17 protein-coding genes are annotated in these 19,941 nt (G+C 64.6%); 9 read left to right on the forward strand and 8 right to left on the reverse strand.

Going from position 1 to position 19,941, the window contains the following annotated elements:
* Positions 1 to 2 precede the first annotated feature (2 nt).
* Positions 3 to 1,205: a patatin-like phospholipase family protein gene (locus FG93_RS17640; RefSeq protein WP_161783839.1), complete on the reverse strand. Its 1,203-nt coding sequence runs from the start codon at positions 1,203 to 1,205 to the stop codon at positions 3 to 5.
* Positions 1,206 to 1,389: 184 nt separating this feature from the next.
* Between FG93_RS17640 and FG93_RS17645 the strand changes: the two genes are divergently transcribed.
* The 6 genes from FG93_RS17645 (at position 1,390) to lexA (ending at position 6,330) form a co-directional block, all read left to right on the forward strand.
* Positions 1,390 to 2,007, forward strand: a complete 618-nt coding sequence (locus tag FG93_RS17645) for an aminodeoxychorismate/anthranilate synthase component II (protein ID WP_043236690.1) — start codon at positions 1,390 to 1,392, stop codon at positions 2,005 to 2,007.
* A 13-nt stretch (positions 2,008 to 2,020) separates the two neighbouring features.
* A complete protein-coding gene (gene trpD / locus FG93_RS17650) occupies positions 2,021 to 3,034 on the forward strand; it encodes an anthranilate phosphoribosyltransferase (protein WP_043236691.1) in 1,014 nt (337 codons plus the stop codon).
* Positions 3,035 to 3,041: 7 nt separating this feature from the next.
* A complete protein-coding gene (trpC, locus tag FG93_RS17655) occupies positions 3,042 to 3,851 on the forward strand; it encodes an indole-3-glycerol phosphate synthase TrpC (RefSeq protein WP_043236693.1) in 810 nt (269 codons plus the stop codon).
* Positions 3,848 to 4,336: a cyclic pyranopterin monophosphate synthase MoaC gene (moaC, locus tag FG93_RS17660; protein WP_043236694.1), complete on the forward strand. Its 489-nt coding sequence runs from the start codon at positions 3,848 to 3,850 to the stop codon at positions 4,334 to 4,336. Before trpC ends, moaC begins: the two co-directional genes overlap by 4 nt.
* A complete protein-coding gene (glp, locus tag FG93_RS17665) occupies positions 4,333 to 5,544 on the forward strand; it encodes a gephyrin-like molybdotransferase Glp (RefSeq protein WP_043236696.1) in 1,212 nt (403 codons plus the stop codon). Before moaC ends, glp begins: the two co-directional genes overlap by 4 nt.
* Positions 5,545 to 5,625: 81 nt before the next feature.
* Positions 5,626 to 6,330, forward strand: coding sequence for a transcriptional repressor LexA (gene lexA, locus FG93_RS17670; RefSeq protein WP_043236890.1), 705 nt, complete (start codon positions 5,626 to 5,628; stop codon positions 6,328 to 6,330).
* Here lexA and FG93_RS17675 read toward each other — a convergent pair.
* Positions 6,324 to 8,501 carry a ComEC/Rec2 family competence protein gene (locus tag FG93_RS17675; RefSeq protein WP_052513898.1) on the reverse strand — a complete coding sequence of 726 codons (2,178 nt, stop codon included), beginning with the start codon at positions 8,499 to 8,501 and terminating at the stop codon, positions 6,324 to 6,326. The two genes, lexA and FG93_RS17675, sit on opposite strands and share 7 nt — an antisense overlap.
* 233 nt (positions 8,502 to 8,734) lie before the next feature.
* Between FG93_RS17675 and gltX the strand changes: the two genes are divergently transcribed.
* The 3 genes from gltX (at position 8,735) to FG93_RS17690 (ending at position 12,829) form a co-directional block, all read left to right on the forward strand.
* Positions 8,735 to 10,153 carry a glutamate--tRNA ligase gene (gltX, locus tag FG93_RS17680; protein WP_043236697.1) on the forward strand — a complete coding sequence of 473 codons (1,419 nt, stop codon included), beginning with the start codon at positions 8,735 to 8,737 and terminating at the stop codon, positions 10,151 to 10,153.
* Between the two features lie 269 nt (positions 10,154 to 10,422).
* On the forward strand, positions 10,423 to 11,712 hold the full coding sequence (gene gltA / locus FG93_RS17685) for a citrate synthase (protein ID WP_043236698.1): 1,290 nt from the start codon (positions 10,423 to 10,425) through the stop codon (positions 11,710 to 11,712).
* 160 nt (positions 11,713 to 11,872) lie between these two features.
* Entirely contained in the window at positions 11,873 to 12,829 is a 957-nt protein-coding gene (locus tag FG93_RS17690) for a tripartite tricarboxylate transporter substrate binding protein (RefSeq protein WP_244448649.1), read from the forward strand.
* 17 nt (positions 12,830 to 12,846) lie between these two features.
* Here FG93_RS17690 and lpxB read toward each other — a convergent pair whose 3' ends face one another.
* The 6 genes from lpxB to bamA all read right to left on the reverse strand — a co-directional run bounded on the left by lpxB (position 12,847) and on the right by bamA (position 19,930).
* Positions 12,847 to 14,010: a lipid-A-disaccharide synthase gene (lpxB, locus tag FG93_RS17695; protein ID WP_043236700.1), complete on the reverse strand. Its 1,164-nt coding sequence runs from the start codon at positions 14,008 to 14,010 to the stop codon at positions 12,847 to 12,849.
* Entirely contained in the window at positions 14,007 to 14,867 is an 861-nt protein-coding gene (locus FG93_RS17700; protein WP_043236701.1) for an LpxI family protein, read from the reverse strand. Before FG93_RS17700 ends, lpxB begins: the two co-directional genes overlap by 4 nt.
* Entirely contained in the window at positions 14,864 to 15,673 is an 810-nt protein-coding gene (gene lpxA, locus FG93_RS17705; RefSeq protein WP_043236702.1) for an acyl-ACP--UDP-N-acetylglucosamine O-acyltransferase, read from the reverse strand. The genes FG93_RS17700 and lpxA overlap by 4 nt, the downstream gene beginning before the upstream one ends.
* Positions 15,674 to 15,710: 37 nt before the next feature.
* Positions 15,711 to 16,169 (reverse strand): 3-hydroxyacyl-ACP dehydratase FabZ, encoded by a 459-nt coding sequence (gene fabZ, locus FG93_RS17710; RefSeq protein WP_043236894.1) that lies wholly within the window; start codon positions 16,167 to 16,169, stop codon positions 15,711 to 15,713.
* Between the two features lie 211 nt (positions 16,170 to 16,380).
* On the reverse strand, positions 16,381 to 17,442 hold the full coding sequence (lpxD, locus tag FG93_RS17715; RefSeq protein ID WP_043236704.1) for a UDP-3-O-(3-hydroxymyristoyl)glucosamine N-acyltransferase: 1,062 nt from the start codon (positions 17,440 to 17,442) through the stop codon (positions 16,381 to 16,383).
* A 37-nt stretch (positions 17,443 to 17,479) separates the two neighbouring features.
* Positions 17,480 to 19,930, reverse strand: coding sequence for an outer membrane protein assembly factor BamA (gene bamA / locus FG93_RS17720; protein ID WP_244448646.1), 2,451 nt, complete (start codon positions 19,928 to 19,930; stop codon positions 17,480 to 17,482).
* Positions 19,931 to 19,941: the final 11 nt, after the last annotated feature.

The raw sequence follows: 19,941 nt of genomic DNA on the forward strand, positions 1-19,941 counted from the left end.
GATCAGCGCGCGGCCAGCGTCGGCGAGAGCGGCGGCTGCGTCTCCCAGGCCTTGCCGCTGCGACCCTGCTCGTAGCCGAGCTGGAACAGGGCCTTCATATACTCCGTGTCGAATTCGGTGCGCTGGTTGCCCTGAAAGCTCTCGGGAATGGTGGTGAAGGCGAAGCGCGCATGCATTCGCTTCGCCATCTCCGAGATTGCTGCGATGTTGGCGAGCGCCTGGTATTTCACCAGCGTCGAGATCGAGCGTGTGGCCAGTCCCGCCACGGTCTGGGTGCTGGCCTTGTATTCCGGCTTCAGCTTGCCGTTGCGAATGACATAGAGCGCGAGACTGCGTTCCTGACCGAGATTACGGCGGGCAGCACCGTTGAGATCGAGGCCCGGTGGGGCGAAGAAGATCTGCGAGGTGACGCCGCCGTCGACGTGAAGCTCGTCGAAGACCTTGCCATTGCTCTCGACATTGAGGCGCACGGCCGGGAAGACCGCCGGTATGGCCGCTGAAGCAAGCAGGATGTCGACGAAAAGCTTCTGTCGGCCCGGTTGCTGACTCGCGGCGATGCTGCCCACGTCCCAGATCACCGGCCGCTGTGCATCGAGATTGGTGGACTGGACCAGCAAGCGGCGCCCCTTGCGATGCTCGGCGGCGATTTCATCGAGCAGTTGCTGGGTGGCATAGCGTTCGATCAGGCGGCGCAGCGGCGTCGTGTCGTAGAGGGATTCGCCAACCAGTCCGAGGACCCCTTTGCTGCGAAAGAGCTCGTCATCGCCGTATCGCGTATAGATCTCCTCCAGGGCGCCGTCATAGCGCGAGCCGAGGAACGCAAAGGGCGCGGCGAGCGAGCCGGTGCTGACCCCGGTGACAACCTCGAACTGAGGCCTGTCGCCGCGCGCACTCCAGCCTTTCAGGAAACCCGCGCCATAGGCCCCCTCTCCGCTTCCGCCCGAAATCGCGAGGAATGTTGCCGCCGCCTGGCATTTTACGCAGCCTGAAGCAGCGATCTGCCGGTACTGAATATCGAGATATTTGCTTGTTGCGGGGACGACCGCATCACCCCAGAAGCGGATCGTGCCAAAGCCGACAACCTCGGCTGTCGACAGGCCTTCGGCGGGGAGAGCTTGCGGACGTTCCCCGGAATTGCATGCAGCCAGGCCGAGCAGCGCCGAGGCCAGCAGCACATGCCTGGTCGCCTTGGCCCGACGCATCATCGCATGCTCCACACACCGAACGCTCCCCGCAAGATTGCGCGGTCTCATCACGACCATCTTGTCGCGAGCGCGCCCGCGAGCGCAATCGCGATGGAGCCACGCTCCGACAATAACTTGACCACTTGCCCCCCGAACGGGCATGACCACCTTGCCATCATCGCGACCGGAGATCTCGTTAGCGGCAATGCGTATCCTGCTGATCGACAACTACGACAGTTTCACCTGGAACCTGGTCCACCTGATCGGCGGGCTTGGGGCGGAGGTCGAGGTTCGCCGCAACGACGCCCTTACCGCTGAAGAGGCGCTGGGCGGAGGGCATGATGCGATCGTATTGTCGCCGGGGCCCTGCACTCCCAATGAGGCCGGCATCTGCCTTGAGCTCGTGCGCCGGGGGGCCGACAGGAAGCCGATCTTTGGTGTCTGCCTTGGCCTGCAGACCATCGGGCAGGCCTTTGGTGGCGAGATCGTGCGCGCGCCGCTGCCGATGCACGGCAAGATCTCGACCATCAGCCATCACGCTCGCGGCCTCTTTCACGGCGTCAACGGGCCGATCCAGGCAACGCGCTACCACTCCCTCATCGTGGCACGCGAAAGCTGCCCGACAGAGCTCGAGATCGAAGCCGCGACGGAAGACGGGCAAATCATGGCGCTCTCACACCGCTCCTTGCCGGTGCATGGTGTGCAGTTTCATCCCGAGAGCATCGCCTCGGAACATGGTGCGACGATCCTGCGCAATTTCCTGGGCCTGGCGGAACGATGGTCGCAGACACAGGACCGCGCCGCACTTTCCGAAACAGCCTGACTTCGAAGAACCCATGGACGATTTCAAACCCTTCATCGCCAAGGTGGCGACCGGCGCATCGCTCTCCCGCGAGGAAGCGCGCGATGCCTTTGACACCATCCTGTCCGGCGAGGTCACCAATGCGCAGGCAGCCGCCTTCCTGATGGCGCTGCGCGTCCGTGGCGAGACCGTCGAGGAGATCGCCGGTGCGGTCAGCGCGATGCGCGGCAAGATGCTGCCGGTGAAAGCACCGGCCAGCGCGATCGACATCGTCGGAACCGGCGGCGATGCTTCGGGCTCCTATAATGTCTCGACGCTGGCCGCGATCATCACCGCCGCCTGCGGCGTGCCGGTCGCCAAGCACGGCAATCGCGCCGCCTCGTCGCGCTCCGGAGCGGCCGACGTGCTCACCGCGCTCGGCGTCAAGGTGGGGCTCGAGCCCGCGGGCACGGAGCGTTGCATCGCCGAGGCTGGCGTCGGCTTCATGTTCGCACCGACCCATCACGCCTCGATGCGGCATGTCGCGCCGGTGCGCACCGAACTCGGAACGCGCACCATCTTCAACCTGCTCGGGCCGCTCTCCAATCCGGCCGGAGTCAAGAAGCAGCTCGTCGGCGCCTTCTCCGAGACCTGGCTCGAGCCGATGGTGCGCGTGCTCTCTGCGCTCGGCTCCGAACGGATCTGGGCTGTGAACGGTTCTGACGGCCTTGACGAGATCACCACCACCGGGCCGACCCGCGTCATCGCGCTCGACAAGGGCAAGATCGAGAGTTTCTCGATCAGCCCGGACGATGTCGGCCTGGCCCGTGCAAAGCCCGAGGATCTGCGTGGCGGTGAACCGGCGCAGAATGCCGAGGCGCTCCGCGCCGTTCTCGACGGCAAGAAGACGCCCTTCCGCGATATCGCCGCCTTCAATGCCGCAGCCGCGCTCGTCGTGGCCGGCGAGGCCGGCGACCTGCGCGATGGCCTCGCCCGCGCGACCTCGGCGATCGACAGCGGCAAAGCCAAGGCGACGCTGACGGCGCTGATCGCCAGCTCGAACGCGTGAGGCCGTCATGACCGACATTCTCTCCCGCATCGAGACCTATAAGCGCCAGGAGATCGCCGCAGCCAAGGCGGCGGTTCCCCCGGCAGAGATCGAGCGACGCGCCCTGGCCGCGGGGCCCGTGCGCAGCTTGACGGCTGCGCTTGCCGCGAAACACGCAGCCGGCAAGCCTGCATTGATCGCCGAAATCAAGAAGGCGAGCCCGTCCAAGGGGCTGATCCGCGCCGATTTCGACCCGCCGTCGCTGGCCCGTGCTTATGCCGAAGGCGGCGCGGCCTGCCTTTCCGTGCTGACCGATGCGCCCTCTTTCCAGGGACAGCCGGAGTTCCTGCAGCAGGCGCGCGCGGCAAGCGGCCTGCCTGCCCTGCGCAAGGATTTCCTCTACGACCCCTATCAGGTCTTCGAGGCTCGCGCCTGGGGGGCCGACTGTATCCTGATCATCATGGCTGGCGTCGATGATGAGACAGCCCGCACACTGAACGAGACGGCAAAGTCACTCGGCATCGACGTGCTGGTCGAGGTTCATAACGAAGCCGAGCTCGATCGTGCACTCGAGCTCGACGGCCACCTGCTTGGCATCAACAATCGCGACCTGCGCAGCTTTGCCGTAGACCTCGCCGTCACCGAACGACTGGCACCGCGCGTGCCCGCCGACCGCATCATCGTTGGCGAGAGCGGTATTTTCAGCCATGCCGACATCGCACGGTTGCAGCGCGCCGGCGTCAACACCTTCCTCGTCGGCGAGAGCCTGATGCGACAAGACGATGTCGCCGCTGCGACCCGCGATCTCCTGACCGGTTCTGCGCGTAGCGCAGCATGAGCAAACTCAGCCATCTCGACGCCAGCGGCCAGGCCCATATGGTCGATGTCGGCGACAAGGAGGAGACCTCGCGCGTTGCCGTCGCCGAGGGCTTTGTCGTCATGCAGCCCGCGACCCTGGCGATCGTGCGCGATGGCGACGCCAAGAAGGGCGATGTGCTTGGCACAGCGCGCCTGGCCGGAATCATGGCCGCCAAGCGCACGCATGAACTGATCCCGCTCTGTCACCCTCTGCTGATCAGCAAGATCAGCGTCGACCTCACCCTGGACGAGGCATTGCCTGGGGTGCGCGTGAGCGCAGAGGTCAAGATGAAGGGGCAGACCGGCGTCGAGATGGAGGCGTTGACCGCCGTCGGCGTCGCCTGTCTCACGGTCTACGATATGGTCAAGGCGGTCGACCGGGCGATGCGGATCGAGGGCATCAGGCTCGTCCATAAGTCCGGCGGAAAATCCGGCACCTTTGATCTTCCGGAAACGGTGCGATGAGCCTCACGCCCGTTCCCGTCGCCCTGAAGGCGCTGATCGACAGCGTTCCGGCTCCGACACCATCCGAACCCCTGCCGCTGGCCCATTGCGCAGGGCGCGTGCTCGCTGCCGATCTGCAGGCGCTTCGGACTCAGCCCCCCTTCGCCAACTCCGCAATGGACGGATACGCAGTTCGCGCGGACGATCTTGCGCCGGCAAATGAATTACGGGTCATCGGGGAATCGGCTGCCGGGCGTTCCTTCTCAGGGATGGTCCGCTCCAACGAGGCGGTCCGCATCTTCACGGGCGCTCCGGTTCCGGACGGCGCCGACACGATCCTGATCCAGGAGAATGCCGACGGCGTCGGCAGCACGACGATTCGCGTGCGCGAGGGCGCCGAGCGCGGCAAGTTCGTTCGTCAGGCGGGATTGGACTTTCGCGAGGGCGAGGTGCTGCTTCTTGCCGGCAGCCGGCTCGACAGTGCGAGCCTCGGCCTCGCTGCGGCAATGGGCCACCCCACACTCGCCGTCCGTCGCAAGCCACTGGTCGCCATCCTCGCGACCGGCGACGAACTGGTCCAGCCGGGCGAGCCGGTCGGGCCCGACCAGATCGTCGCGTCCAACAGTTTTGCGCTCGCCGCGCTGGTCGAGCAGACCGGCGGCATAGCGCTCGATCTCGGGATCGCCCGCGATGATCATGCCGACCTGGCCGACAAGATTGGCCGGGCACGCAAGGCTGACGCCGATGTTCTGATCACGCTGGGGGGAGCCTCGGTGGGCGAACACGACCTCGTCCAGGCAGCGCTGATCGGGCAAGGCATGGCGCTCGGTTTCTGGAAGATCGCCATGCGGCCGGGCAAGCCGATGATGATGGGCCGCCTCGGCCGCATGGTTGCTCTCGGCCTGCCCGGGAACCCCGTCGCCTCCATCGTCTGCGGGCATCTCTTCGTCGTGCCGCTGCTCAGGGCCCTGCTCGGTGTGCCGGAACCGGAACGCGAGCTCAGCGAACCTGCGATCGTCGGAAGAGATTTGCCGGCAAATGATGAGCGGCGGGACTATATGAGATCCCAACTGACCCTCACCCCTGAGGGTTGGCTGGCAACGCCGTTCGCCAAGCAGGATTCGTCGATGCTGGCCACTCTTGCCCGCGCAGACGCGCTACTGATCCGTGAGGCTTTTGCTGTGCCGGCAAATAAAGGTGACGGCTGCCGGATTCTCCGCCTGCGTTGAGCGTGCTTGCGGAACACAACGCGAACCTGTATGGTGTTCGTGCTTTGTTTCGATTCCGTGCAAAGGGCGCCGGCGGGGACCATGCTGACACGCAAACAGTTCGAACTGCTTCGTTTCATCCAGGAACGCCTGCGCGAGACAGGGGTGCCGCCCTCCTTTGACGAGATGAAGGACGCGCTCGATCTGCGCTCCAAGTCCGGTATCCATCGCCTGATCATGGCGCTGGAGGAGCGCGGCTTCATTCGCCGCCTTCCGAACCGAGCTCGAGCGCTCGAGATCATTAAGCTGCCCGAGGGTGCGGGTGGCCCTCAGGCGACGCGCGGACGGTTCAGTCCTTCGGTCGTCCAGGGTGGCCTTGGCAAGGTCCGGCCGATCGCGCCGCCACCGGAAGAGGATGTGCGCTCCACAGTCGCGATTCCGGTCATGGGGCGGATTGCCGCCGGTACACCGATTTCCGCCATCCAAAACCGCAGCCATAGTGTGGCGCTGCCTGCCGACATGCTTGGCCCCGGCGAACATTTTGCTCTCGAGGTTCGCGGCGACTCGATGGTGGAAGCCGGTATTCTCGACGGTGATACGGTGGTGATCAAACGTCAGGACACGGCCAATACCGGCGATATTGTCGTGGCGCTGATCGATGACGAAGAGGCGACGCTGAAGCGACTGCGCAAGCGCGGCTCCTCGATCGCTCTCGAAGCCGCCAATCCTGCCTATGAAACAAGGGTGCTCGGACCCGACCGTGTCAAGATTCAGGGCCGCCTGGTCAACCTGATGCGGCGCTACTGAAGCGGCTCGAGATCTTCCACTGCCACAGGCGGCAGTGCCGGCGAAGGTTCCGGCTGAGTGGTGGCAGACCGCACCCGCTTGCGGCTCCAGGGGCGGTCAACGCCATCCTGCTCGGATAGATGGGTGCGCCAGCCGCCATTGTGGCTGACAAGGGCCGTCGCGCCATCGCGCGCCAATGCCAGGCGGTCAATCAACCGTGCTGCGCAAGGGGCGGTCCAGGGGATCGGCGTGATGACGAGATCGGCGCGCCGGCAGTCCTCGACGATGGCCAGGCGATCTCGTGCATAGGCGACGCTCCGTCCATCCTTGCTGCGGACGACGCAACCCAGCGTGTCGCAGGCTGCGCCGTCCCGCAGGCTGTTGTCGTCAGGCCGGCGATTATCGCCATCTGCGTTCAGCCATTGTTGCAGCACGAAGCGGCTCGGTTGACCGGCCAGGGTCATGCGATTGTCGACGCCGCGGACCAGGATGCCGGAACCATCGCGTTCAATCAGGATATCGGGCCTCTCGGGTTTTGCCGCCACGAGCAGTCCCGCGACCAGGGGGACGGCTGCCAGGAAGCGCAGCGGTGTCGTCCAGAGGGTGATCCAGAGAAGCGCGGCGGCAAAGCATGCGAGCGCCGCCGTCCCGAACGCAGGAATGATCACCGCGGAGTGATCGAAACCCGCAACCCAGCGCGCCAACTGCAGCACATAGTCCGAAGCGGCTCCCATCAGCGCCCAAGCCAGCCAATCCAAGCCGAAGGGATAGGCGAGCACGCCGAAGACTGCGGCAGGCATGACGATCAGTGAAACGAAGGGCAAGGCGAGCGCATTGCCGAGCAGGCCGAAGGGGTTGAAGGTCTGGAAGTGATAGGCACCGAAAGGCGCGGTTGCTACCGTCGCCAGCAGGGTCGTGACCGTGAGCCCGACCACCGCGATCCAGATCGGCCGTAGCGGCCAAGGCAGGTTCGCTGGCGCTTCGGTATGGCCGCGATCCTCCCAGCGCTCGGCGAAGGCGATCAGTGCCGCGACAGCACCAAAGGACATCTGGAAGCTCGGACCGAGCAGCGCGTCAGGCTCGCGCAGCAGAACGATCATCGCGGCAAGAGCCAGGTTGCGCATGCTGAGCGCCGGGCGATCGACGAGGATCGCACCGAGCATGACCAACGTCATGATCAGCGAGCGCACCGTCGCGACCTCGGCTCCCGAGAAGATGCAATAGGCCGTGGCGCCGAGCATCGCGGCAAGAGCGGCGAGCTTCTTCACCGGCCAGCGCAATGCCAGCGTTTGCGACAGCGCCAGCAGGCCACGGACCAGGCCGAAGATCGTACCGGCGGCCAGCACCATGTGAAGGCCGGAGATCGAGATGATATGGTAGATGCCGGCCGCGCGCAGATCGATATTGGTGGCCTCTGTGATGAGGCCTCGCTTGCCGGTGACCAGCGACGCCGCCATCGCGCCGGCCTGCCCTCCCCCGATTCCGGCGATGCGCTCCGTCAGGGCATTGCGCGCCCGGTCGACCATCGCGCGAATCTGAAGCTCGAGCGGCGGCTGCGAGGGCGGTGGGGCGAGCGTGATCTTTCCGGGAATGGTACCGACCGCGCCAAGTCCTCGGAAGAAGGCGTCGCGCCCGAAATCGTAGCCACCCGGGCGCACTGGACCGGGCGGCGGCAGGAGGCGCGCGACAGCGGCAATATGATCACCCGGCGAAACCGAGCCACCCCTGACATTGACGCGAACCCGCTGCGGCAGGCGCTCAGGCTCCACCCCGGCAATGCCGGTCACCAGGATCACAAGGCGTGCGCCGACATCACGTGTCTCGACCGATTCGACAAAGCCGGTGAGCTGTCCCACGCGTGTCCGATCGAGCATCGGTGCTGCGATCGTCGCCGTGCGCCAGGCCGCGGCACCGAATCCAGCGAAAATGGCAGCAAGGGCGACGCAAACCAGCATGACCGAGCGCCGCGGGCGCGACAGCGCAGCCATCACAGCGGAGATGCCAAAGCCGGAGAGCGGGACCCAGGGGGATGGCTCGCGGTCAGCCGCGAAATAGAGCAGGATACCGGCTCCCATCAGCACCGGCAGCCAGAGAAACAGCCGCCTGCGTCCGGCCTCGATCGCGATCGCGCCCACGAGACGCGTGCGCCATTCGGCGAGAAGCAATCGAATGGCAGCGTCCTGAAACCGCATCTTCGGTATGCGGAGTGGTACGGCGCGAACACGCGCACCGCGAAGCCGGCTCGAGTCTGGCGGCGCCTCGGGCATAGGCCGTTCCTCCGGCAGCCATCCGGATGCGATCTTGCGCTTAACGTCGGCCCCATCAGCATGTTACAGGGGCCGCGTCGGTTGTCATGTCCCATCGACGTCTCGTTCCTCTGCCGCTCTGTCGGCCTCATTTTCCGTCCTGCCGGAGCCTGCCTTTCATGAGTGATGCGGTCGTTACGCGCTTCGCGCCGTCTCCAACCGGATTCCTGCATATCGGCGGCGCGCGTACCGCGCTGTTCAACTGGCTTTATGCCCGTCGCCATGGCGGCAAGATGCTGCTGCGCATCGAGGACACCGACCGCGAACGCTCGACCGAGCCGGCCATCGCGGCGATTCTCGACGGTCTGTCCTGGCTCGGCCTCGATTGGGACGGCGAGACCGTCTACCAGTTCGCCCGTGCGGCCCGGCATCGCGAGGTCGCCGAGCAGATGCTCGCGGCGGGCAAGGCCTATTATTGCTATGCGACGCCCCAGGAACTCGAGGAGATGCGCGAAAAGGCGCGCGCTGAGGGCCGTCCCATGCGCTATGACGGACGCTGGCGCGACCGCGATCCGGCGACCGCTCCGGCGGGCGTGAAGCCGGTCATCCGCCTGCGCGCGCCGCAGACCGGCGAGACTGTGGTCGAGGACGAGGTGCAGGGCCGCGTCGTCTGGCAGAACGAGAATCTCGACGACCTCGTGCTGCTGCGCTCCGACGGCAACCCGACCTATATGCTCGCTGTCGTCGTGGACGACCATGACATGGCGGTGACCCATGTCATCCGTGGTGACGACCATCTCACCAACGCCGCCCGTCAGACCCAGATCTACCAGGCGATGGGCTGGCGGGTGCCAAGCATGTCGCATATCCCGCTGATCCACGGGGCGGACGGCGCGAAGCTCTCCAAACGTCATGGCGCGCTTGGCGTCGATGCCTATCGCTCCATGGGCTATCTGCCGGTGGCCCTGCGCAACTACCTGCTCCGTCTCGGCTGGAGCCATGGCGACCAGGAAATCTTCTCGACGCAGGAGATGGTCTCGCTGTTCAATCTTTCCTCGATCGGCCGCTCGCCGGCTCGCTTCGACTACGCCAAGCTGGAGAGCCTGAACGGGCTCTACATGCGTCAGGCCAATGATCGTGACCTGCTCGATGCACTAAAGGGGATCCTCCCAGAAATCGGCCCCGCGCACGGCCTCGGTCCGGAGCTCGATCCGACTCTCGAAGCCAAGCTGCTTGCAGCGATGCCGGGACTGAAGGAGCGTGCCAAGACACTGATCGAGCTGCTCGACAGCGCCTCCTATCTCTTCGCCAAGCGTCCGCTCGCCCTCGATCAAAAGGCGGCGACGCTGCTGGACGATGGCGCACGCCAGCGCATGCCCGACCTGGCAGAGAAGCTTGCCGCAGTGAACGACTGGGCGCCGGCACCACTCGAGGCCGCGGTCCGCTCCTTCGCCGAGGAGCAGGCACTCAAGCTTGGACAGGTGGCGCAGCCGCTGCGGGCCGCCCTCACCGGGCGCAGCCAGTCGCCCGGTCTGTTCGATGTGATGGCGGTGCTCGGCCGCGAGGAAACGCTCGCTCGCCTAGGCGATCAAACGTGATCAAAGGCGGGGCAGCCCCGCCTTTGTGATTGGTTGAACCCCTGGGGCAAATGGGCTAGTGACGCCGCATATGCCGGGGGCGTCCGAAGCGGCGCCCCGGTATGAATATTGCTTTAATATCAGTCGGATGTACCTTCCCGTGCCAGCAATCCCGTCACATGGCCGTTACGCAGAGCCACTCGGGGGATGATTGCCGCTCCGGTATCCTTTCGTGCCGGCTCGGATGGAACGAAGATTGATCAGCAGCGAGCCTGAAAGGATCGGTATCGATGAGCGGAACCAACAGCCAGCTGAGTGTGGGCGGCAAGACCGTCGACCTGACGGTCAAGACCGGATCGATCGGCCCTTCCGTCATCGATATCAGCAAGCTCTACGCACAAACCGGGATGTTCACCTATGATCCCGGCTTCACCTCGACCGCGAGCTGCGAGTCGGAGATCACCTATATCGACGGCGACGAGGGCGTTCTGCTCCATCGTGGCTACCCGATCGAGCAGCTTGCCGAGCATGGCGACTTTCTCGAAACCTGCTATCTCCTGCTTTACGGCGATCTGCCGACGGCGGCACAGAAGGCGGATTTCGACTACCGCGTGACGCGCCACACCATGGTGCACGAGCAGATGGCCCGCTTCTTCCAGGGCTTCCGCCGCGACGCGCATCCGATGGCGGTGCTGGTGGCCTCGGTCGGCGCGATGTCGGCCTTCTATCACGACTCGACCGACATCTCGGACCCGCAGCAGCGCATGATCGCGTCGATGCGGATGATCGCCAAGCTGCCGACGCTGGCCGCGATGGCCTACAAGTACACGATCGGCCAGCCTTTCGTGTATCCGCTGAACTCGCTGGACTACACCTCGAATTTCCTGCGCATGTGCTTCGCGGTGCCGGCAGAGGAGTACAAGGTCAATCCGGTGCTGTCGCGCGCGCTTGACCGCATCTTCATCCTGCACGCCGACCATGAGCAGAACGCCTCGACCTCTACGGTGCGTCTCGCCGGTTCCTCGGGCGCCAATCCCTTCGCCTGCATCGCAGCCGGCATCGCCTGCCTCTGGGGCCCCGCGCATGGCGGCGCCAACGAGGCAGCCCTCAAGATGCTTGAGGAGATCGGCTCGGTCGACAACATCCCGAAATACATCGCCAAGGCGAAGGACAAGAACGATCCGTTCCGCCTGATGGGTTTCGGGCACCGCGTCTACAAGAACTACGATCCGCGCGCCAAGATCATGCAGAAGACGTCGCATGAAGTGCTGAACGAGCTCGGCATCAAGGACGACCCGCTGCTCGACGTCGCGATCGAGCTCGAGCGCATCGCGCTCAGCGACAGCTACTTCATCGAGAAGAAGCTCTATCCGAACATCGACTTCTATTCGGGCATCACCCTGAAGGCGATGGGCTTCCCAACCTCGATGTTCACCGCGCTCTTCGCTCTCGCCCGCACCGTCGGCTGGATCGCGCAGTGGAAGGAAATGATCGAGGATCCGTCCCAGCGGATCGGCCGCCCGCGCCAGCTCTATACCGGCTCGCCGAAGCGCGATTACACGCCGATCGGCCGCCGCTGAGAACGACCTGACACAGCCTTCATGACGAAGGTCGAACCCCACCGGATTTAACAATCCGGTGGGGTTTATCATATGGTGCGCCGCCATAATCTGCCGTCCGCAGAGCAATGATGGGAAACGCCAGATGGACCGCCTCATGACACCGAACCGCCGCGCTTTCATGGCTGGGGCCGGGGCATCCGCCCTCGTGGCCGGCAGCTTGCCCGCGCGGGCCCAGAACTTCCCGACCCGGCCGATCATGCTCGTCGTGCCCTTCGCCGCCGGCGGCTCGACAGATATCGTCGCCCGCCTCGTCGGGGCGAAGATGGCGGAGTCGCTCGGCCAGCAAGTGGTGATCGAGAACCGCGCCGGCGCAGGCGGCAATGTCGGCTCGACCGCGGTCGCCCGCGCTGCACCCGACGGCTACACGATCCTGATGGGCACGATCTCGACCCATGCCCTCAATCCCGCGATCCTCAAGGTGGTGACATTCGATCCGGTCAAGGATTTCACGCCGATCTCCCTGCTGGCCGTCGTGCCCAATGTCATGGTCGTGCATCCGAGCTTTCCGGCCAAGACGGTCCAGGAGGTCATCAGGGTCCTGAAGGACAATCCCGGCAAGTACTCCTACGCCTCATCAGGTGTGGGCACGCCACTGCATCTTTCGGGAGAGCTCTTCAAGTCGCTCGGCGGCGTGAGCATGAACCACGTCCCCTATCGCGGCGCCGGTCCGGCACTCAACGATGTCGTGGCGGGCGCTGTGCCGATCATGTTCGATAACCTGCCCTCCTCCGCGCAGTTCATTCGCAGCGGCCAGCTCCGTGCAATCGGCGTCACCACGAAGGAGCGCGTGCCATCATTCCCGGAGATACCGACCATCGCCGAAGGTGGTCTTGCCGGCTACGAAACCTATACGTGGAACGCATTGTTCGGTCCGGCCAATATGCCAAGGGCGGTCGTTGAACGCCTCAACACCGAGGCCAACAAGGCCCTGACCGACCCCAATGTGAAGCAACGCCTGAACGATGTCAGCGCCGTCATCGTCGGCTCGACGCCCGAGGCCCTGGGTGAACACGTCAAGGTCGAATTCGCGAAATGGGGGCCCATCGCCAAGGCATCCGGTGCGGCGCTCGAATGAGTGCTGCACCGAGCTGATCAGGCCGCCAGCAGCCCCAGAGCGGCATGGACCGCGTTCTCGGCCGGGCTCGCTCCGGCCGATTTCATGATGCGCTCGACATCAGCGAATCCGGCAAGCTGGGCGCTGCGCGCAGGGCCGTCGCCCAGGACCGCCAGCAAGGCTGCACTGAGTACTTCGGGCGAAGCATCATCCTGGATGAACTCGGGAACGATGCGCGCGCCGACAACCAGATTGGGCAGGATCACCGTCGACAGCTTGATCAGCCTGCGCGCCAGCATCGCTTCCCAGGCCGCGCCGCGATAGGCTGCGACCAGTGGCACCTGTGCCAGGGCAAGTTCGAGTGTCACTGTCCCGGAGGCCGCGAGTGCTGCGCGCGCTGTGCGAAAAGCTGCGAGCTTGGCGTCTTCGCCATCGACGAGATGTGGCTTCACCGGCCAGGTCGAGGCAGCCTCTTCAATCATGCCGCGAAGATGCGGCACGGCCGGCAGCACAAAGCGCGCGCCGGGTACCTTGTCCGCGATCAGTGAGACCGTCTCGCCGAAAGCCGGCATGAGGTGGTTGATTTCCGAACGACGGCTGCCGGGGAGGACGAGGATGCTGGGCGTTGAGGGGTCGTTGCGCCGCGCCTGCTCCTCGTCGTTTGGCCGCAACTCGGCGAGCCGCTCGATCAAGGGGTGACCGACATAGATCGTCTTCGGGCCTCCCAGCCTTTCGAGCGCGGCCGGCTCGAAGGGCAGCAGCGCCAGGATGCGATCGACATGGGGCGCCATCCTGCGGGCGCGGCCCGAACGCCAGGCCCAGACGCTGGGGCAAACCCAATGCGCAATCGGAATCCCTGGCGATGCCCGCCGAACCTTTTGCGCGACACGCAGCGAGAAATCCGGGCTGTCGATGGTGAGCAGCAGATCAGGCGCGAAGGCAACGACGCCTTTGGCGCCATCGGACATGCGCCGGAGCAGCAGGGGTAGTCTCGCCAAGACCGGACCAAACCCCATCACCGCGATATCGGATTGGGGAAAGAGCGGCTGCAGCCCCTGCGCGATCAGGCTCTCGCCGCCGACACCCACGATCTCGAGAGGGCGATCACCCAACCGCTGCCGCAGGGCGGTGAGAAAACGTAGCGCCAGAGCGTCGCCAGACGCCTCGCCCGCAATGATGGCGAGCCGGAAGGGCCGGCTCACGCGACGCCCTCGACGAACAGGCCAAGCTCGTCGGCCAGTGCGCCAAGCCGGGCGCTGTCTCCGACAAGCACGTTGCCGGCGCGTAGCGCGATGCCGGAGAGTCCGGCCCTGGCCGCGTTCCGCAGGGTTTCAGGTCCGACGGCCGGCATGTCGACGCGCAGGTCCTGGCCATCCTTGGGGGCCTTGACCAGAACGCCATCGCCCTTGTCGATCTTGAGGCGCCCTGCGCTGACAAGATCGGCGACGCGCCTGATCATGGCATCGGTGCCCTCCGCAGCCTCAATCGCTACGATACGGTGATCCGCAACGATCGCGGCCTGACCGACATCGAAGGGCGACAAAGCCGCCAGCAAGGAGAAGCCATGTTCGATGCCATCGCGCGCCACCGCGGAGGCGCTGCGGCGCCCCAGTGGACCGAGCGGCGCGGTCAAGCCCGGAGCGATCTCGGCTGGACCGTGAACGCGAAAACCCCGCCCCTCGAAGAACTGGACCACGCCCTTGAGCAAATGATCGTCTCCGCCGCGAAAGGCGCGAGCGAAGTGAGGCAGGTACTTCAGCGTCGAAGGCTCAGGCATCAGCGAGCCAAAGCTCGGCCGCGGCAACGCGCCGATCATGACGATGTCGACGATCCCGCGTCGCTTGAGTTCGTCGAGCAGTCGCCCGAGCTGCCCCAGGCGATAGACACGCGAGGATTCAGGGTCGAAATCGCTCGGGTTGGCTGCGCCGTCGATCGCCGCGATGTAGAGCTGGTGCCCTCGCGCCGTCGCCAGACGGGCCAGGTGCGGCGGGTATTCGCCGCCTCCGGCGATGATGGCGAGAGGAAAGGCGCCAGTCGCTGCGTCGCTGCCCGTGCTCACCGGTCGGGCGCGTTGACGTCGCGCGGAATGCAGATGGCGCGGTCGCTGCCCGAGCGGATGAAATCGAGGATCTCGAGCATCAGCGGGTGCGAGGCAAATTCCGCCGCCACATCCTCGACACGCTCGGCCAGGGTGCCTTCATCGGCAAAGAGCAGGCGATAGGCGCGACGCAGCTCATGAATCTGCTCGCGCGAGAAACCACGCCGCTTCAGCCCGACCAGATTGAGCCCGGCCAGATGCGCAGGATTATCCCGCACCATGCCGAAGGGTATGACATCATTCATCACGCCAGCGCCGCCGCCGATGAACGCATGCTCCCCGATGCGTACGAATTGATGGAGCCCGGTCCCGCCACTGACGATGACATAGTCGCCAACCTTGACATGGCCGGCGCTCATCACGTTGTTCGAAAAGATGACGTTGTTGCCGATCTCGTTGTCGTGCGCGACATGCGAATTGGCAAGGAACAGGCAGCGATCGCCGACGACGGTCTTCATGCCGCCGCCTTCGGTGCCCGGATTCATGGTCACGCCTTCGCGGATCATGCAATCCGCGCCAATCGTCAGCGTCGACGGCTCGCCGTGATATTTGAGGTCCTGCGGCGGATGGCCGATGGAGGCGAAGGGGTAGATTCTGGTACGCGGTCCGATCGTGGTTCGGCCAGCGATCGCGGCATGGCTGACCAGTTCCACACCGTCCCCGAGAACGACATTGGGGCCGACCGTGCAGAATGGACCGATAACGACCCCCTCGCCCAGCTGCGCAGCCGGATCGACGACCGACATCGGATGGATAGTCGCACTCATGTAAGATCTGTCCTGATTTCGACGGAAGGCGGCGGGCTTACGCCACCATCGCGGAGATCTCGGCCTCGGCGACGAGCACGCCGTCGACCTTCGCCTCACCGCGGTAGAACCAGATATTGCGCTTGCGCGCGACCTTGGTGAGGTGAAAACGCAAGGTATCGCCCGGCACGACCGGCTTGCGGAACTTGGCCTTGTCGATCGTGGTGAAGAGGACGGACTGCACCGCTTCCTCATCGATGCCGCGCGCGCTGACGACAAGCACGCCGGCGGTCTGCGCCATGGCCTCGATCATCAACACGCCTGGAAAGACCGGACGGCCCGGAAAATGACCGGTGAACTGGGGCTCGTTGGCGGTGACGTTCTTGATGCCAATGCCAGACTCGTCGCCATTCATCTCGATGACACGGTCGACGAGAAGAAACGGATAGCGGTGGGGAATGCAGGCCATGATCTTCTGAATATCGGCCACACCCAGCGATGTCGTCGCGTCGGTCATGCTCTCCCGTCTCCCGCGCAGGCCTGCCGGCTTCGCCCGCAAAGTTGTATCGTTTAAACCGATGCCGGAACAGGACCTTACGGCTGGTGCCGAGGTCCTGTCAGCTTCTATGCCCGTTTGCCGGAAATCGTACCGAACGATCAAGCGAATTCGACACAAGGCCCCGTTCTTCGTACGCCCTGCGACGGCTGCCCCGCGCTCTCGTGTATCGTCAGCTCTCCGAACCACCCGAGGTCTTGCCGCGCTTTGCGACAAGAGATTTGAGGAGCGCTGTTTCGCGCGCCCAGCTGAGAGCCGGCTGCGCGGGAGAGCCGCCATAGCGCGCGCCTCGAGGGATGTCGCCCGTGACGCCGCTTTGGGCGGCAACCTGTGCGCCCATCCCGACCGTCAGATGGCCGGCCAGGCCAACCTGGCCACCAAGTACGACGAAATCTTCCAAGGTCGAAGAGCCGGCAATGCCGACCTGCGAAACGATCACGCAATGGCGGCCGATGACGCAGTTATGACCGATCTGAACAAGATTATCGATCTTGGTGCCTTCACCGATGACGGTATCGCGGCTGGCGCCCCGGTCGATGCAGCTATTGGCGCCGATCTCGACATCATCCTGGATGATGACCCGCCCGATCTGCGGCACTTTCATATGGCCCTTGGGGCTCATGGCGAAACCAAAACCGTCCTGGCCGATCCGGACACCCGGGTGAATGATGACCCGGTTTCCGACCAAGGCCGATTGCAAGGTGCTGCCGGCACCGATCGCACAATCACGCCCGATGCGGACCTGGGGTCCGATCACGGCATGCGAGGCGATCACGGAACCAGCGCCGATCTCGGCGCCGGGACCGACCACGGCGCCCGGATCGATCGTGACGTTATCCTCGATCCTTGCCGTGGCGTGGACGAAAGCCCCCGGCGCGACGCCTTGCGAGCCGAATACCGAGCGAGGCTTGAGTGCTTCGGGATAGAAGCGCGCCATGATCCTGGCAAAGGCATGGTAGGGCGCGGGCGAGACGAGTGCGACGGTGCCCGTGGGAACGCGGGCGGCAAAGCGAGAAGAGACGAGGCACAGCCCCGCCGACGTCGCCGCCAGCGCATCCGTATATTTGGGGTTGTCCATATAGGCGATGTCGCCGGGCCCGGCGGCCTCGAGCGCGGCCGCTCCGGTAACGAGCCGCGTGGACTCCACCCCATCGGGAAGAGCAACCCCTGAAATGGCAGCGACCTCGCCGTAGCTTAGCGAGGTCGCGATCGGGAAGAATTGAGGATCTGACATGCAATGGGTCCGTGCGGGGCGTTGCCGCCCCGCCGCGTCAGAAGCGAGTGCCGCCGGAGAAGCGGAAGGCCTGCAGGCGGTCGCCGCCATAGCGGACACCGGTCGTCGGGTCGCGCACGCCATCATCCTTGGTGAGGGCATAGGCATAGTCGAACCGGATAGGCCCGAGCGGCGACTGCCAGAGCAAGCTTACACCGACCGAAGACCGGAGAACGTTCTTGTCGCGTACGCAGGCCACGTTGCTCTGGTAGATGGACGTGCTCGGGACGGCGAACTGCCGGGGATCGGATCCGACCGGGCAAACCCCTGTCGTCGTCGGGATCGCGCTGGTGATCACCTTCGAGCCGCCATCATAATCGAACAGCGTACCGGCATCGGCAAAGATCGCGCCGCGTAAGCCAAGGTCACGCGGCAGACCCCAAATCGGGAACTGAACTTCGACCGAGCCACCGAAATAGGTCGAGCCGCCGAGAGCGTTGGCCGTCGGGTCGTTCAGCACGTCGCGCGGACCAATGCCGGACGGGGCGAAGCCACGCACCAGGCTCGGGCCGAGGAAATAGTGATCGACCATGCGCAGGGTACCCTCCGTCGCCTGGACGTGACCGCCCTGGACCCGGAGGAAGCCGACGACATCGTCGTAGATCTCGCGGTAGTAGCGAGCATCCGCCGCGACGCGAAGGAACTTCGAGTCACCGCCGAGACCGGCGAATTCCGGCTTCAATTCGGCAATGAAGCCGTTGCGCGGCGTCTGGTAATTATCAAGCGAGTTGTAATTCAGCGTCACGCCCGCCAGGGAGGTCAGCGTCGTGCCACGCGCTTCCTTGACCGCGAGTGTCGCTTCGCCGTTGGTCAAGCAGTTGAAGGACTGCGTTGCTGCGAACCCCGAAGCCGGAGTTCCGGGTGTGATCCCGTCGATCGGGAACGAGCAGTCATTATACGGCCGGGTCGTCGTATTCGGGATCTTGATCTCGGTCGTATAGAGCGAGTAGCGCGGCGTGATCGAAAACTCTTCCGTGATCGGGAAGGTGAAACGCAGCTGACCGCCGGTCACGCGGCTTTCATAGCGACCAATATTGTAGTTGTCGTTGTACTTCGAGAACAGGTCGATACCGGCAGCGATACGGCGACCGAGGAAATAGGGCTCGGTGAACGAGAAATCGATGCCCTGGGTCCGCTGACCGAGCGTACCGGCAATCTTCACGAATTGGCCGCGGCCGAGGAAGTTGGATTCCGACAGCGACACCTCGCCGATGACACCGTCAGACGTCGAGTAACCGCCCGCGATCGAGAAGGAGCCTGTGGCCTTGTCCTCGACGTCGATGTTCATGACGACCCGGTCAGGTGCGCTGCCCGGCTCGTTGGTGATGCGAACCTTGTTGAAGAAGCCGAGATTGTTCAGGCGCCGTTCGGCGCGATCAACCATCACCTTGTTGTAGGCATCGCCCTCGCCCAGGTCGAGCTCGCGGCGGACCACATAGTCGCGGGTACGCGTGTTGCCACGCACATTGATGCGCTCGACATAGACCCGCGGACCTTCTTCCACGACATAGGTAATGCCGATCAGGCGGCCAGCTGCATCGCGGTCACCGCGCGGGCGAACCTGCGCAAATGGATGGCCACGGCGCGACACCTCGGTCGTGAGGCTGACGAGCGACTTCTCGACCGCCTCGGCATTGTAGGTATCGCCAGCCGATGTCGCGAGGAGCCTTTGCATTGTCGCCGAGTCGATATCGCTGAGCTGCGAATCGACCGCGACATTGCCAACCTTGTATTGCGGCCCTTCATCGATCGTGACGTCAATGACCCAGCCACCCTTGGCATCATCGAAGCGAGCGTCGCTCGCAACGACGCGGAAGTCGGCATAGCCGTTCTTCAGGTAGAAGCGACGAACCAGATCGAGATCGGACGCGATACGGTCGGGATCATAGACGTCGGAGGTCTTGATGAAGCTGAGGAAGTTCGATTCCGTCGAGCTCATCAACCCGCGCAGGCGCGATGCCGAATAGGCGCCGTTACCCGCGAAATTGATTTCCTTGATGCCGGTCTTGCCGCTCTCGGCGATGGTAAAGACCACGTCCGAACGGCCGTTGGGCAACGGCGCGATGCGGCCGGAGATCGTTGCGGTGCCGTACCCGGCCCGGCGATAGACCTCCCTCAGGCGCTGCACGTCGGAGTCGATCAACGTCTGGCTCAGAGGGCCACGCGCTTTCGATTCGACCTGCTGCAGCAGAACCTCGCTCTTGAGGCGCTTGTTGCCTTCGAAAGCGACGCGATTGATCGTGTCGTTCTCGTGAACCGAGATTACGGTCTGATTGCCGCGACGGCTAACCTGCACGTTCGAAAACAATCCGGTCGCCATCAGGCTCTGCCGAACCTCCTGCGGACCACCCTGCCCTGCATAGGACCGAATGGTCTCCGCATCGACGCGGCGGTTGCCTTGGACAATCACGGCCTGCGCAAAAACAACGCCACCGCTAACGGCCAACATAAAGGCCGAAA

The organism is Allobosea sp. LC85 (assembly GCF_000735605.1).
GTDB lineage: Bacteria > Pseudomonadota > Alphaproteobacteria > Rhizobiales > Beijerinckiaceae > Allobosea.

Excerpts from the sequence above, each read along its gene's own strand:
- FG93_RS17640 (WP_161783839.1), bottom strand. The coding sequence starts at position 1,205 with ATGATGCGTCGGGCCAAGGCGACCAGGCATGTGCTGCTGGCCTCGGCG.
- FG93_RS17645 (WP_043236690.1), top strand. The coding sequence starts at position 1,390 with ATGCGTATCCTGCTGATCGACAACTACGACAGTTTCACCTGGAACCTG.
- trpD (WP_043236691.1), top strand. The coding sequence starts at position 2,021 with ATGGACGATTTCAAACCCTTCATCGCCAAGGTGGCGACCGGCGCATCG.
- trpC (WP_043236693.1), top strand. The coding sequence starts at position 3,042 with ATGACCGACATTCTCTCCCGCATCGAGACCTATAAGCGCCAGGAGATC.
- moaC (WP_043236694.1), top strand. The coding sequence starts at position 3,848 with ATGAGCAAACTCAGCCATCTCGACGCCAGCGGCCAGGCCCATATGGTC.
- glp (WP_043236696.1), top strand. The coding sequence starts at position 4,333 with ATGAGCCTCACGCCCGTTCCCGTCGCCCTGAAGGCGCTGATCGACAGC.
- lexA (WP_043236890.1), top strand. The coding sequence starts at position 5,626 with ATGCTGACACGCAAACAGTTCGAACTGCTTCGTTTCATCCAGGAACGC.
- FG93_RS17675 (WP_052513898.1), bottom strand. The coding sequence starts at position 8,501 with ATGCGGTTTCAGGACGCTGCCATTCGATTGCTTCTCGCCGAATGGCGC.
- gltX (WP_043236697.1), top strand. The coding sequence starts at position 8,735 with ATGAGTGATGCGGTCGTTACGCGCTTCGCGCCGTCTCCAACCGGATTC.
- gltA (WP_043236698.1), top strand. The coding sequence starts at position 10,423 with ATGAGCGGAACCAACAGCCAGCTGAGTGTGGGCGGCAAGACCGTCGAC.
- FG93_RS17690 (WP_244448649.1), top strand. The coding sequence starts at position 11,873 with ATGGCTGGGGCCGGGGCATCCGCCCTCGTGGCCGGCAGCTTGCCCGCG.
- lpxA (WP_043236702.1), bottom strand. The coding sequence starts at position 15,673 with ATGAGTGCGACTATCCATCCGATGTCGGTCGTCGATCCGGCTGCGCAG.
- fabZ (WP_043236894.1), bottom strand. The coding sequence starts at position 16,169 with ATGACCGACGCGACGACATCGCTGGGTGTGGCCGATATTCAGAAGATC.
- lpxD (WP_043236704.1), bottom strand. The coding sequence starts at position 17,442 with ATGTCAGATCCTCAATTCTTCCCGATCGCGACCTCGCTAAGCTACGGC.
- bamA (WP_244448646.1), bottom strand. The coding sequence starts at position 19,930 with ATGTTGGCCGTTAGCGGTGGCGTTGTTTTTGCGCAGGCCGTGATTGTC.